Annotated in this window: 9 protein-coding genes; all 9 read right to left on the bottom strand. The window is 57.0% G+C overall.

Annotation, left to right across the window (positions count from 1 at the left end; genetic code table 11):
* Nucleotides 1-40: 40 nt before the first annotated feature.
* Entirely contained in the window at nt 41-778 is a 738-nt protein-coding gene (locus tag EK22_RS00210) for a DMT family transporter (RefSeq protein ID WP_235209183.1), read from the bottom strand.
* A gap of 40 nt (nt 779-818) precedes the next feature.
* Entirely contained in the window at nt 819-1,475 is a 657-nt protein-coding gene (locus tag EK22_RS00215; protein WP_235209184.1) for a transposase, read from the bottom strand.
* A gap of 230 nt (nt 1,476-1,705) precedes the next feature.
* Nucleotides 1,706-4,780, bottom strand: a complete 3,075-nt coding sequence (locus EK22_RS00220; RefSeq protein WP_036246938.1) for an efflux RND transporter permease subunit — start codon at nt 4,778-4,780, stop codon at nt 1,706-1,708.
* Entirely contained in the window at nt 4,777-5,970 is a 1,194-nt protein-coding gene (locus EK22_RS00225; RefSeq protein WP_036246940.1) for an efflux RND transporter periplasmic adaptor subunit, read from the bottom strand. The genes EK22_RS00220 and EK22_RS00225 overlap by 4 nt, the downstream gene beginning before the upstream one ends.
* Nucleotides 5,970-7,331: an efflux transporter outer membrane subunit gene (locus tag EK22_RS00230; protein WP_036246942.1), complete on the bottom strand. Its 1,362-nt coding sequence runs from the start codon at nt 7,329-7,331 to the stop codon at nt 5,970-5,972. Before EK22_RS00230 ends, EK22_RS00225 begins: the two co-directional genes overlap by 1 nt.
* Nucleotides 7,332-7,733: 402 nt before the next feature.
* Entirely contained in the window at nt 7,734-8,144 is a 411-nt protein-coding gene (locus tag EK22_RS00240) for an ExbD/TolR family protein (protein ID WP_036247142.1), read from the bottom strand.
* A 201-nt stretch (nt 8,145-8,345) separates the two neighbouring features.
* Nucleotides 8,346-9,776: a diaminobutyrate--2-oxoglutarate transaminase gene (locus EK22_RS00245; protein ID WP_152564961.1), complete on the bottom strand. Its 1,431-nt coding sequence runs from the start codon at nt 9,774-9,776 to the stop codon at nt 8,346-8,348.
* Nucleotides 9,777-9,875: 99 nt separating this feature from the next.
* Nucleotides 9,876-11,672 (bottom strand): cyclic peptide export ABC transporter, encoded by a 1,797-nt coding sequence (locus EK22_RS00250; protein WP_235209185.1) that lies wholly within the window; start codon nt 11,670-11,672, stop codon nt 9,876-9,878.
* A 78-nt stretch (nt 11,673-11,750) separates the two neighbouring features.
* On the bottom strand, nt 11,751-14,135 hold the full coding sequence (locus EK22_RS00255) for a penicillin acylase family protein (RefSeq protein WP_036246946.1): 2,385 nt from the start codon (nt 14,133-14,135) through the stop codon (nt 11,751-11,753).
* Nucleotides 14,136-14,139: the final 4 nt, after the last annotated feature.

Genomic DNA, 14,139 nt, shown 5'->3' on the forward strand with positions numbered 1-14,139 from the left:
TCATCCACGCGCTCGCTGTAAAGTGCATAGCCGACGAGCGCTATAAGTGGCAACCGGAGAAAATCCAAGGGCACCACCACCGATGCATCTGCCAAGGAAAGAGCTCGCACCATACAGTAGTGCGCGCTGAGCCCGTAATGCCGACCACAATCAACCAGGGCCACTGCGCTGCTGCGGGAGTGACCCAATTAAAGACTGCAGGGACTAAACCCAGAGGAAGTTGAATCATCATCATGTAAAAGAGGATGCATAGCGGCGTGTCCTGCTCTGCCAGTTTCTTAGTCAGCGTATGAGAAAGACCATACGCAAAGGCGCCGGACAGCATGACAAAGGCGGCTGGATGCACCACAGACCAACCGGGGCGGAGGATAACGACGACGCCGGTTATGCCAAGGGCAATGGCTAGCAGCCGAGTCGCGCTGATGCGCTCATTCAGAAGAAGCGCCGCAAATATCATTGTCCAAAGCGGCACGGTGAACTCAATGGCAAACACCGCGGCCAGTGGAATAAGGGCAATAGCATAGAACCAACCGAACTGCCCACCGAAGTGAACAAGGTTACGAGCAAAATGCGTTTTTATATTCCGCACTGAGACCTGCGTCCAGCCCACTCTTGTGAGTATGGCCGAGATAACTAGCAAACCGATAAAGCTGCGGATGGCTAGAAGCTGGAACGTGCCAAAATCAGCTGAGAGCTCGCGTACCGCCACGGCCATTGCGGAAAACGAGATCAACGCACCAGCCATCCAAGCGGCGGCAATAACTACTGAGTGGCGCATAAGAGAATTGTTCCTTCATTGATCTAATGTTAAATGTGAATTAAGAGCTGGTTCGTAAAAAATTCCAGAAAAACAGAGCCGCCGCGAGCTTGCCGAAGACGTGCACCATCAGTCCATTGTAAGAGCGTACTTTACTGACACATTCGATACCTGTTTTTTCTTCAATCCAGGCAAATAAAGCTTCAATCGGCTGGCGAACGCGAGAAACCGCGGTGGACAGCCATTGATCCTGCGGCTCCAGATAGTGTTGCCCTTTTTGTTTTTTAACCGGTGTCAGGATAGTCAGATTCTGGGTCTGCCTGACGGCATCGGCATCGGGCCGCTGATAAGCTTTATCGCCGTACAGATCCTGGTCATGCACGTACGGACGAATCTGATCCAGCACCTTGCCATCATGAATGCTGGCGCCCCTCATCCCAATATATTCAGGTGCCGGCAAGCTGCCCGGTTGACGGCTGCCGATCACATGCACACGCACGCCATAATAGTACAGCTTCTTGGTGGCACGATAGCTTGAGTCCGCCAGCTCTTTCGCAACACGAGCTTTAAAACGATGCCCCTGTTTGACCAAGGCCACGGGAAAGGAATCGATCAGCCAGGCTTGATGATGGCTTGCAGGCGCCTGCTCTTGTTGTATGGTTTCCAGCAAAGGCGCAAACACCTCGGTCACCCGATTCAAACGTTGAACATAAGCCACATAACTCGGGGGGCGCGGAAACCAGGGGCGCACGATCATGCAGGTGGTTTAAGCGATGTTGATTGAGCGTATAACTTACCAGAAACGATCACTACTAACTAAGTAATGGGCATGGAATAAATCAGGGAATTGTAGGTGCGAATTTATTCGCACAGTGCGAATGAATTCGCACCTACACCGGAAATTCATCCGCACACTTGAGGAAGTTATTTTATGCGCGTTCCTAAGCCTCATTTTCGCCCCAGCACGGCATAACAGACCGGCGTCAAGATCAGGCTGGCCGCCATGCCTAGCAGCAGGCCGGCCGACAGGGACAATGTCATCGGAATCAGGAACTGGGCCTGGGGACTGGTTTCCAGCAGCGTGGGCAGAAAGCCCGCAAAGTTGGTCAGGAACGCCAGCAGAATCGGCCGAAAACGTGCCGTGCAGGCCTCGCTGATCAGGTCGGCTACCGGCAGTCCGGAATCGCCGCGTTCCCGGATGTAATCGAGCAACACCAGGCTGTCGTTCACGACCACGCCGCTGGCCGCGATCATGCCGACCAAGGATTCCATGGACAGCGGCAAACCGGCCAGCCAGTGCGCCAGCACCGCGCCGCACCAGGCCACGGGCGCGGCCAGCAAAAATATCAGCGGCTTCAGGTAAGACCGGAACGGCACGGCGATCAGGGCGTAAATCACGACCAGCGCGATAAGGGTGTTGAGGCCCAGCGTTTCGGCCATGGCTTCCTGCTCCAGGCGGTCCTGTCCGATGCTGACATTCAAGCTCGGGAAACGCTGCTTCAGCGCCTTGAGATCCCTTTCTTCCAAGGCCGCATAAATCGCGTTGACGTCGGCCTGCCTGGGATCGACCCGCGCCTGCACTTTGAGCACGCGGTGGCGGTTCTGCCGGATCAGCTTGGCGTAGCCTGGCGTCGGCGCCACCGTCGCCAGGGAACCCAGCGGCGCCGAATCGCCGTCGGCGAGGCTGACCGGCAGGGCGCGCAGATTCTCCAGCGACTGCCGCTCCTCGCGCGGATAGCGCACCATGACCTTGACTTCGCTGCGGCCGCGCTGCAAGCGGTGGACTTCCTCGCCGTAATAGCCGTAACGGACCTGCTCGGCCAGATCTTCAAGGCGCAAGCCCAAGCGCTCGGCCTCCGGCTTCAGGCTCAGGCGGATTTCGGGCTTGCCCGGCTCGTTTGAGTCGACGACGTCGTAAACGCCCGGATAAGCGGCAAGCCGGCTCTTGAGCTGCTCGGCGGCAGGCGCCAGCCTATCGGGATCGGCGGCCCCCAGATCCAGCTCGATGTCGTAAGGCACATCGCCTTCCTTGTACAGAAAATCGATCTTGGCGCGCCCTATGTCGCCGATGCGCCTGCGCCACTGGCGCACGAACTCGTCCACGACGATGCGCTTGCGGCCTTCTTCCGAAAATTCGATCCAGAATCCGGCGTCATGCTCCCAGATCAGCGTTTCCAGGCCGACGACCACGCCGGGCTTGTCGGGCTGCCGCGCGTCCAGCTCCCGGCGCAGATCGAACAGCGCCCGCTCGACCTGCGCGGACAGCCTGCGGACTTCATTGTAGGGCGCGCTCTGGGGTACGGTCAGGTTGACCCAGAAACTGTCCTTGGTGACATCGGGATTAAGCGACTGGCGGACGCGGTCGCTCATGACCAGCGCCAGACTGATCATGAGCAGCACCATGAAGCAGGCGATGGTCAGATAGCGCCATTCCAGCGCCTGGTTCAGCAGCGGCCGGTAGAACCGGTCTACGAACCGCTCCAGCCCTGCGTTCAGCCAGTCCCGCAGCCGCTCCAGCCGGGAAGGCGCGCCTCGGCGGACAGATGCATGAGCCAGATGCGCGGGCAAGATCAGCATGGCTTCGACCAGCGAAAAAATCAGCGTCAGCATCATCACCAGACAAATCGGCCGCATCATCTGGCCGGCCCAGCCCGGCAGAAACAGCCCCGGCAGGAAAGCCGTCAGCGCCACCATGACCGCCAGCACCACCGGCAGCGCCACCTCGCGTACGCCGAAAATCGTCGCGGCCAGGCTTGAAGCATGGGCGCCGCTGATCTGATGCGCGTGCACGTTCTCGCCGATGATAATGGCATCATCCACCAGTATGCCCATGGCCAGCAGAAAGCCGAACAGCGACAGCATGTTCAGCGAGACATCGAATGCCGGCATCAGCCAGAGCGCGCCGAAAATCGAGGTCAGGATGCCGGCGCCGGCCCACAGCGCCACGCGCAGGCGCAGAAACAGGGTCAGCACGATGCAGACCAGCGCGAATCCGCTCAGGCCGTCCTCGACCAATGTCCTGACCCGCTCGTCATAGGCCTGGGAATCGTCCCACCAAGTGATGAGCACCAGCCCTTCCGGCAGTTTCGGCCGCATCTCGGCGATATAGTCCTTGACGCGCCTGGCGACGGCCACGGTATCGTGCTCGGCGTGAATTTCCCAGCCCTGCGCGGTCTCGCCGTTGTGATGCCATTCCGACAGGCGTTCTTCCAGGCCGTCCTTGATTTGGGCAACCGCATCGAGCCGAAGCCGCGTGCCGTCAGGCTCGGTTCTGAGCACCAGCGCGCCGATGGCGGCAGCATCCGACGCCTTGCCCTTGACCCGCAGCAACAACTCGCCGTTCGGCGTCTTGACCAGCCCGCCCGGCAGATCCAGCGAAGTCCGGCGCACGGCCTCGGCAATATCGTGCAGGGACAAACGATACTGGCGCAGTTTTTCGGCCGGCACTTCGATGGCGATCTCATAGGGAATGTCATTGTAGTTGAGCGCGCGGGTGACGCCGGGAATGGCCGCCAGCTCTTCCTGTATGCGGTCGCCGACATGCTTCAAGGTCAGCGGATCGGTCGGCCCGTGCAGCGCCACCCAGATGACGCCGTCGTCATTGGCGCGGGAAGCCTCCTGCACCTCGATCTTCTCCATGCCCTTCGGCAAGCGCTGTATCGCCTGGATGCGCCCGCGCAGCGTGCTCATCATGATTTCCTTGTCATGGTCGGGCAGTATCGAGACCATGACCCGGCATCGGCCTTCCCAGATTTCGGTATTCAGGCGCTTGACGCCCGGCACATCGTAAATCGCCTCTTCGATGCGCACGCACACCGACTCCTCGATTTCCAGCGGCCCGGCGCCCGGGTAATGCGCCATGACCTCGATCTGGTGCGGCTTGAAGTGCGGGAACACTTCGGTGTCTGTGGTCCTGAGGCCGTACAGGCCGCCGATGACGATCAGCAGCATCAGCAGATTGGCCGCTACGGGATTGGATGCGAACCAAGCGATCAGCCCGGAAGACGGTCGGTTCGCCGTCACCGGGCGGCCGTCCTGGACGGTTCGGCCGGCGGATTCGGATCCACATTGACCAACATGCCCTCAACGGGCACCTGAACGCCCGAAACGATGATGCGGTCGCCGGCATTGAGCCCGCCAGCCACGAGAATGCGGTCCGACTCAGTGCGGATCACACTCAACCGGCGAATGCGCAGGCGCTGTTCGCTGTCGACCAGCAGCGCCTCTTGGGCGGCATTGAGCGCCGTCGGCGGTAGGACGAACAGGTTGCGCATTTCCCTGCCCTGCAGGACCGCCTTGACGAACAGGCCGGCCAGCAGCGGCGGCTGGCTGTCTTTTTGCGCATACGGGGCCGGCACTTCCGCGACCGCATAGAACTGCCCGTTGGTCCCGTCCAGCATCCCCTCCGTGCGCACAATACGGCCTTCCCAGGTTCGGGCCACGCCGGCGAAATCGGCCGTCAAGGTGACTTTGACATGTTGCGCGGGCGCGCTGCGGCCCGCGCCCAGCGGCAAGTCCAGAAAGGCGAGCTGATCGGTGGACAGCGGCAGGCGGACTTCGGCCGCCTCGGTGGAATACAGGTGCGCGAGCTTTTCGCCGGGCTGGACATACTGGCCTACGCCCATATGCCGGGCATGCACGATGCCGGCGAACGGCGCGCGCAATTCGCATCGGCTGCGTCTGAGGCGCGCCTTGGCCCGGTCGGCCTCGGCCGCCTTGAGCTTGGCGCGCGCTTCCGCCAGCTGCGGTTCGCGCATGGCCAGCGGCGTGGGCTGCCCGTCGCCCAAGGCGCGCCATTCGTCATGCGCCTGCTCGGCCTGGGCCTCTTCCATCGCCAGTTGTCGCCGGGCTTCGGCGATCCGCGCCTCGGCTTCCGCGATCGCAAGATCGTAATCGCGCGGATCGATGGCGGCCAACAGCTCATCCTTGGCGAAGGCGCCGCCGGTGAAAAAAACCGGATTCAGCTGATCGATCTTGCCGGCCACTTCCGGCACCAGATCGATCTCCATTCGGGGCCTGACGACGCCTTGGGAGTCAATATTCAGCCGTACTGTCTGCGGCTCGGCCCGGATGACAGTGACCCGCGGCGGTTCAATCTTGGCTGGCTGCTGTTCCAGGGATGGCTTGTAAGCGACGATGCCCCAGGCCGATGCGATGCCTATGGCCAGCACCACGACGGGCAGCAGGATTTTCAGAAATTTTGTCGACCTCATCAAATGCCGCCCCCCAACGCCAGATACAGGTTAATGCGGTTGCTGAGCAGTTGCCGCCTGACTGCCAGATAGGCGCTCTGCGCATTCAGGGTGCTGCGATAGCTGTCGAGCAGGGTCAGAATCTCGATCAGCCCCTGGCGATACGAATACACGGCGAGCTTGCGGCTGGCCTCCGTCTGTTCGACGGCTTCCTTGAGCGCCTGCTCCTGTTCCCGCAGCCAGCGCTCGGCCGCCAGCGCCTGCTCCACTTCGCGGAACGCGTTCAGCGCCGTGCCGCAGTACCGATTCAGCGCCTCGTCCGTGAGCGCCTCGTTCAGCCGGATATCGCCTTTCAGGCGGCCGCCGGTAAACAAGGGCTGCGCCAGTCCCAGGGCAAAGTTCCAGGCCGCAGCGCGCGGGTCGATCAGCTCAGTCAGGGCCGGACTGCTGGCGCCGCCGTTCGCGGACAGCGTGATTCGCGGCAACAGCGCTTTTTTCGCGCTTTCCACGCGATAATCCATCGCCCGCAGCCGCGCGAAAGCGGCGATGATGTCGGGCCGCCGCTCCAGCAACTCGGATGGCAGTCCTGCCGGTATTGCGGCCGGCGGCGCCGGCAGATTTGAATTTTCCTTCAATAAGCCGCCCGGATAGCGCCCCAGCAGCAATTCCAACTGCTTCGCGCTGTTTTGCACCTGATTGCGCGCCTGCGCCAGCTGCGCTTCGGCATTCGCCAGATCGGTCAGCGCCAGACGCAAATCCAGGCCGCGCGTCAGGCCCCGCGCGAACCGCCCGCGCACCAGTTCGACGATGGTCTGGCGGTCGCGGATCGACTGCGCCGCCACGTCGGCCTGCTGGCGCGCCTCGGCCAGTTCGAAATAAGTCTGGGCCGTGCGCGCGGCCAGCGACAGGCGGGCGCCGTCAAAGTCGGCCTGCGTAGCATCGGCTTCCTGCTCGGCCGCCCGCTGCGCCGCGCGGATGCGGCCCCAGACATCGATTTCCCAGCTCAGGTTGAACAGGGCGTCGAACGAACCGGATTCAGGGGTCTCGAAATCCTTCTCGCGGTTGATGCCCGTTATGAAGAACAGCTGCGGCCAGCGTGCGGCCCCTTCGATCAGCGACTGCTCGCGCGCGGCCTTCACGCGCGCCGCCGCCGCCTTCAGATCGTAATTGCCGGACAAGGCTTCCCTGACCAGGCCGGACAGCGCCGGATCATTGAAATCCCTCAGCCATTGTTCGGCTACCGGACCCTTGGGGCCACCGGCCGTGCTCCAATGGGATGGCACCGAAACCCCCACATCGGTGGAATGGCGCTCCGGTGTGCCGCTGCATGCGTTCAGAAGCAATGCCGTCAACAAGGCTGAGATGCTTGTCTTTTTACTCATGCTTGCCCGTCGACCTATGAATGAGGACAGATGCCGAATAAATCATGTAAGGTACGAGACTGTGAAAGTATTCGTTTTTTGAAATTTTTATCACAATATATTGTGTATTTGATATTTGCATATAACAACATATAGACATTGAAGAGAGAAATTCTGAATACTTTCACAGTCTGGTACGCATCGCGTACCGTTTTTCTATCCCAAGCCTAACAAAGGTACGCAGTTCGTATCCTATAACAGTTGTGGAGGTGATCTTAATCGCCCATTGGACAAATGAACTCATCTTTATATTTTTATCATTCTCACAGTCCACGCGAACATAGCTCCATACTGGGGTGCAGGCATAACGCATATCCAGCATTTGCTTTGGCAGGCGTATAGGCTTTCCGTAAAACATGCAGACTACTGTTCCACCGTCACGAAAGCTATTTTTGTGAGTCCCGCATGCTGAACAGTCGCCATGACTTCAGCCACCTTGGCATAAACCACGGCTTGATCGGCGTATAAATGCAAAGCGGCTTCCGGATTTTTCGCAAGTTCATCCTTCAAAGCTGTTTCTAATGCAGTGAGATCGGCCATCGGAAATTTATTCAGGATAATCATCCCTTGCTCGTCGATACCCAGTTGCAACGGCTGCTTTTCCACATCAGCTGTAGTCTCGGCGGTTTTGGGCAGGGTCACATGCACGGATTGCGTCAATAGCGGAGCGGTCACCAACAGGATAATCAGCAATACCAACATCACATCGACCAGCGGCGTGACGTTGATTTCACTCATAGCGTCTTCGTTATCTGATTGCGGTTTAAAGGCCATGATTATTCTATGCGCCAGTAAGGATTGTTCGAGTACTTCCGCAGGATTGCCGCGATATTTAAGGCGCTGGCCAGATGCTTGCCGATGGCCGTCCAGCCAGGTAAAACCTTGCCGTGCAGTACGTGCTTGCGGGCCTCGGGTTACGCTTATCGGCAAGGTTTTGGCGGATGTAAGGTCAGCCCCCCCCAAAAGTATTCTCGGTTATGTAACAATCGATACCCGAACAGCTTCGGCAAAAATAGTACCGATTTGATCGATTTCATCGGTCGTCACAATCAAGGGCGGTAAAACTCGGACCACGCTGCCTTGGCGTCCTCCCAACTCCACAATTACCCCCCGCTTCAAACATTCGGTCTGAATGCGGCAAGCCAATTTCCGATTGGGCGGATAGACGCCTAGCGCATCCGGCGAGTCAACCGGATTGACTATCTCGATGCCAATCATCAGCCCGCGCCCTCTCACATCGCCGATTTGCGGTTTATCTTTTTGAATATTTCGAAGAATAGCCATCAACCGTTCGCCCATTTCATGGGCATGGAGATCCAACCTATGCTCTTTTACGTACTGAAGTGTCGCGGTCCCTGCGGCCATCGCAAGCTGATTGCCGCGAAAGGTACCTGCATGAGCGCCGGGTTGCCAGCGATCCAATTCCTTATGGTATACCACGGCGCTCAACGGCAATCCGCCGCCTATGGCTTTCGAGAGCACCAGAACGTCCGGCTGAATACCGGAATGCTCGAAAGCATACATGCGTCCGGTCCGCCCGATACCGGTCTGTACTTCATCGATAATCAACGGAATGCCCCGCTTCCGGGTCATTCGGCGGATTTCCCGCAGCCATTCATCCGGCGCGGGAATAACGCCGCCCTCCCCCTGCACCGCTTCCAAAATCATTGCGGCCGGCGGCGTAATACCGCTGTTGCTGTCATCCAGGAGCCGTTCGATATAGGCTAGCGATGAGCGCCAGCCGACTTCGCCGCCCAAGCTGAAAGGGCATCGGTAAAGATACGGAAAAGGCAGAAAATGCACATCCGGCATCAACCCGGATACGTGCAGTTTAGGACCGATTTCGCCGGTCAACCCTAATGCACCGTGCGTCATGCCGTGGTAGGCGCCGTGAAAAGCCAGGATCGATCGCCGCCCGGTAGCCGTCTTCACCAGTTTAACGGCGGCTTCAATCGCATCGGCACCGGACGGGCCGCAAAACTGAATGCGGGCCTGATCGGCGAACGCCTTAGGCAAACTGGAAAATAACGCCTCGACAAACCGGTCTTTAACCGGCGTCGTCAGATCCAACGTTTGGAAAGGCACGCCATCCGCCAAGGTCCGCCTAATCGCCTCCACGACTACTGGGTGATGATGACCTAACGCCAACGCCCCCGCTCCCGCCAGGCAGTCGATATAACGACGGCCATCCATATCGTCAACAAACACACCCTCCGCCCGGCGAATAGCGATAGGAAGACGGCGAGGATAACTTCGAGCGCTAGACTCGAACCCCGACTGCCGATCCAGGTAATAGTCGTTGCCCTGAGCTTCAATAACAACCGTTTCTTCATCGATAAACGGCTGTAATAAGGGCTCTCCATCGAAAGCGTAACTCATTTCAGGTTGAATAACTTCTTGCACCATAGCGACATCTCCACATTATTTTTCAATTATCACTCTCATGAACTTCCGGGTCCCGTAATCATGCCATCGACAAATTCAACTGAGTGCGTGTCTTCTTTGCTACTTCTTATCGTTCCCACGCTCTGCGTGGGAATGCATCCTGAACCGCTCCAGCGGTTCGGGACGCAGAGCATCCTTGGCTGGGTTCCCACGCAAAGCGTGGGAACCATTTGCACTATTTGCACTATTTGCAATTTCACAGAGCATCCCGTCCTCGATTTTCAAACATCGATCGGCCACATGAAAATAATTGTCATCATGTAAAATCACCGCCACAGTCTTGCCCTTGGCTTTCAGCGCGGGCAATATTTCTGTATAGAAAATTTTCTTGAATACCGGATCCTGATCAGCCGCCCATTCATCGAACAGATAAAAAGGCCGATCCTCCAGATAGGCAACCAATAGCGCCAGCCGCTTGCGCTGGCCTTGCGACAAATCCAATGTCGAAAACTCGCCGTTTTCGATCCGGACTTTATGATCCAATTGCAAACGCGCCAGATAAATGCGCGCTTCGGCGTCCAACTCTTTGCCGGCAAAGCCGAGCAGGCTATCGAACAAATAGAAATCAGAAAAAACCGCTGAAAATTGCTGTCGGTAAGTTTCCCGATTGGCGTCGGTGATGCGCTGTCCGCCCAATCGGATGTCGCCTTGCTCCGGCGCATAAAGACCGACCAATAATAGCGCCAATGTGGTTTTGCCGCTGCCGTTGCCGCCGGTAAGAAAAACCAGCTCACCGGGTTGCAAGGTCAGATCGAGCGGGCCTAAGGTAAAAGCACGGTCCTCATCTTCACGGTGGTAACGATGCGTTACAGAGCTGAGCTGCAAAACCGCCGGATGCGCAAACGGCAGGGCGTCATTTGACTTTGCCGATTCAGGTTCGCTGGCATCACAGCCTAGTGCTTCGATTTTTTTTAATGCGATAGCTCCATTGGCAAAAACGGGCAAGCCGTCCATTAATGCCGTTAATGGAGTCATCATGTACAGGATGGTCAAACAATAACCGCGTATAATCTCAGGCGTCATTTCAAACCAAATTGCCCGTCCTGCCAGGTTCAACCCGGCAATTGCCGCTAATCGGGCAGTCGCTTCCTGAGCATTGGGCAGTAAAAAAAGCACTGCGCCGATGATTAGGTAAAACAAACAGTTGCCCCAATTTCCGGCCAGAATATAGAAACCGCTACCTTTTAAATAATGCAGCCGATAGTCTAAGGCGGCAACTTCCAGATATTCGGAAATAAAGGCGTTGCGTCGTAGTTCATGTAATTTCAGTTCTTTCATCCCTTGCGTCAGACTGCGAAAATGCGTGTACAACCTATCGTCAGACTCCCTCGCCATTTTCAACCCATGCAGCGCCCGGTTTTCTATTAGCCGAAAACCACACACTCCCATCACTATCGCCAATAGCACAAGAACCAACAATACGCCGGACAACCACCCCAAATACAGCAGACAGCCGGCCACAATAGCTGCATTCACGCAGAGTATTGGCAACCATCGAAATGCTTCCGCCAACGTGGCGACATCCTGTGTCAGACAGGCCAATATTCGCGCCGGTCCAATGGCCTGCAAACGCTTAAACGAGGCGCGTAAAATCTGCTTACTCAGTTTCATCCGCAAATCGAAAATCACCTTTTGACCAAGGCGCATCAATAAAAAAGCCGAAATCATTCGGGCCAGCACCAGCAGCATGCACAAACCGGCAAACAGCCAACCCAGTTGGGTTAAAGCCTCCTGCCCGTTATTCAAAGCCATGTTGATCACGGCAATCAGACCGGCGCCGACTATGCCGCTGAACACACCGGCGATTATCGACAAGACCAGCAGCCAACTGGAGTGACGCAATAAAAAAAGCATCATATTTTTAGTAAACCATGGGTTAGGTCCGCATTTTTGCAGGTGCAAAAAATGACCAGTAAAATCATCGGCATCAGCTCTCTAGTCCCGATTTATTGGCGCCGGTACCAGCTCCAGCCGGTACACGCCAGTTCCGGTTTCCAGCGGCACGGCAATGCCTTCCACCCAAGCCTGCTGTTGATCACGATAATGCGGCGACAACGGATGGCCGGATTGACCGCCGGGCATCTGCAAAATGCCATTACCTTCATGGCCCGGCGCGACCACCAGCCGTTCGCTGGCGCCATAACCGGGCGTTGCTACGCGTACGCATTGCGCACAGCCGGGTAGCTCCACTGGCGGCATATCCAGCCAGCGCTTCAACACCGGTAAGTCCTCTGAAAAAGGATGCGAAATAATTACTTGATTGGCCGCACCCCAAGCCAAGCTTTCCGAAAAACCGGCGCTATCGTTTGCAGATAGCTTGTGAGATGCCTGCATCAGCAGATTAAGCAAAAACTCATCCCAGTCCCGGTAATGGCGCTTATCGGGCAATAGCTCCGGCAGTCTGGTCGCCAACAGTTGCTGTAAAGGTGTGTCTATCATCGGCGAGATGAAACGGAACGCTGCATCGTAGTTCCGGCATTTCGCCATGAAAGGCGCCATCACGGCTTCCAGTAACCGTTTGCGGAACTCGACCAGAACGGCGAATCCCACCGACTCCCGTTCGGCAAAACCGTCCCAGTCGGTTAAATCCTGTTTAAGCCGCATTTGGGTTTTATCATTACTATTGTGTAGCAGAGACAACGCCAGCCGTTGGTAAAAACGGTAAAACTCGACTCGGGTATCCAATTGCAAAGCCAGCATATCGCGCTCGCTGAGGTTATTTGCCTCGCTCAGACGTTCGGCGATCCGGTAAGCGCGATGGCCTTGGTCGAAATCATGACCGATCACATAAGAATAATCGTCGCCGAGCATACGCTGATTGGCGTTGACGATGAAACCTACCTTGGGATTGAGCAAGCGCGGCAACTCTTCAGGCAAAATATAACCGGCCCAACCTTTTGCACCATCGGCCCAGGAACGGCTCACCGAACCGTCCAATCCGAAGCGTTTAGGGATTTTACCGGAGTAAGTCCAGCCGATATTGCCTTGATCATCAGCCGCCAGTGCATTCAAAGGCGGCCCGCCCGCCTTGTTAAACACCGCTTGCGCCGCCATCACCGTGTCGGCGGCGTCCAAATTCAGCAGGTTTAAATCAGTAGCGGCGGGGTCCAGCGCCGTCCAATGTACAGCGACCTGTTTGGAGAGTAAGGGTTCGGGCAGTACCGGTCCCCATTCAGTCGTTTGCACCTTGAAGGTTAAATCCGGCTCGCCTTTCACATGCACCGTTTCTTGGCGCTCGCCGAAGCGGACAAAGCCTTTGGCCGTGCGGTAACTGTCGGGCTTTTTAGGATCAAGCTCCAACGCCACCAAATCCACGAAATCGCCTTCAATATTGGTAAATCCCCAAGCCATTTTGCCATTAGAGCCGACTACCATCAGAGGCACGCCGGGCAGGGTGAAGCCGGTAAGGCGCACATTGCGGTAACGGATTTCAGCCCGATACCAAATGTTCGGCACGCGTAGCGACAAGTGCATATCATTAGCCAGAATAGCCCTACCATCCCAGGTTTTTGACGGCCCGACCACCCAGCCGTTCGAGCCTTTAGGCGGCGCAGCGTCGGCTACCAGAGCGGTGTGCAGCTGATGATTGCCGGGATCATTCAGTAACGCGGATAGCTCTGCCTTCGGAATAGAATACCCAGGTGTTTCCGTAGTGTTGGTGTTCAGCAGTTGCGCGGTATAGCGGTCAACGGGCTGCATGAAAAATTTTCTGACCGCTCCCGGCAATGCCGCCTCCATGACGCTGGCCCGGCGCTCGGCGTCGCCTGTCCAACCCAAATCTTCTTCCATACCCAGCACTACCAGCACACTGTCTTCAGGCCGCCAAGCGGCAGGACGATAAGCCAATAGCAAAAACTCGGGCGGCAATACTGCTAATGTGGCCATCGCTTGGTTGACGCCTTGAGCATAGGCTTTCAAGACTCGGCGTTGATCGGACGGAAGACGCTGAACAATGGCCTGCGCCACTTGCTCAAAACCCATCACCCGATGCCAGTGGTCGGTCTCTTTTAATTCAGGCCCCATCACTTCGGCCAAGTTCCCCGCTATATGTCGGCGCATTAAATCCATCTGAAACAAGCGGTCGCGGGCGGTTAAGAAGCCTAACGCATGAAATGCGTCCTCACGCGACTTTGCCGAAATGACCGGGATTCCTTTTTCATCAAAGGCCACGGTAGTTTTGGAAGAAAGACCCGACAAATAATGTTGCCCCCCCATAGTGGACAATGTGGATTGTAGGAACCAATAGACGCCAATGCACCCACTACCAATTAGCATTACAAGCATGATAAAAAATATCCGCCAGAACTTTTTTTGCTTCATCCAT

The sequence above is a fragment of the Methylobacter sp. BBA5.1 genome (genome assembly GCF_000746145.1).
GTDB classification, from domain to species: Bacteria; Pseudomonadota; Gammaproteobacteria; order Methylococcales; family Methylomonadaceae; genus Methylobacter; species Methylobacter marinus.

Bases quoted from the DNA above. Each gene is read 5' to 3' on its own strand.
- EK22_RS00210 (WP_235209183.1), bottom strand. From the start codon at position 778: ATGCGCCACTCAGTAGTTATTGCCGCCGCTTGGATGGCTGGTGCGTTG.
- EK22_RS00225 (WP_036246940.1), bottom strand. From the start codon at position 5,970: ATGAGGTCGACAAAATTTCTGAAAATCCTGCTGCCCGTCGTGGTGCTG.
- EK22_RS00230 (WP_036246942.1), bottom strand. From the start codon at position 7,331: ATGAGTAAAAAGACAAGCATCTCAGCCTTGTTGACGGCATTGCTTCTG.
- EK22_RS00240 (WP_036247142.1), bottom strand. From the start codon at position 8,144: ATGGCCTTTAAACCGCAATCAGATAACGAAGACGCTATGAGTGAAATC.
- EK22_RS00245 (WP_152564961.1), bottom strand. From the start codon at position 9,776: ATGGTGCAAGAAGTTATTCAACCTGAAATGAGTTACGCTTTCGATGGA.
- EK22_RS00250 (WP_235209185.1), bottom strand. From the start codon at position 11,672: ATGATGCTTTTTTTATTGCGTCACTCCAGTTGGCTGCTGGTCTTGTCG.
- EK22_RS00255 (WP_036246946.1), bottom strand. From the start codon at position 14,135: ATGAAGCAAAAAAAGTTCTGGCGGATATTTTTTATCATGCTTGTAATG.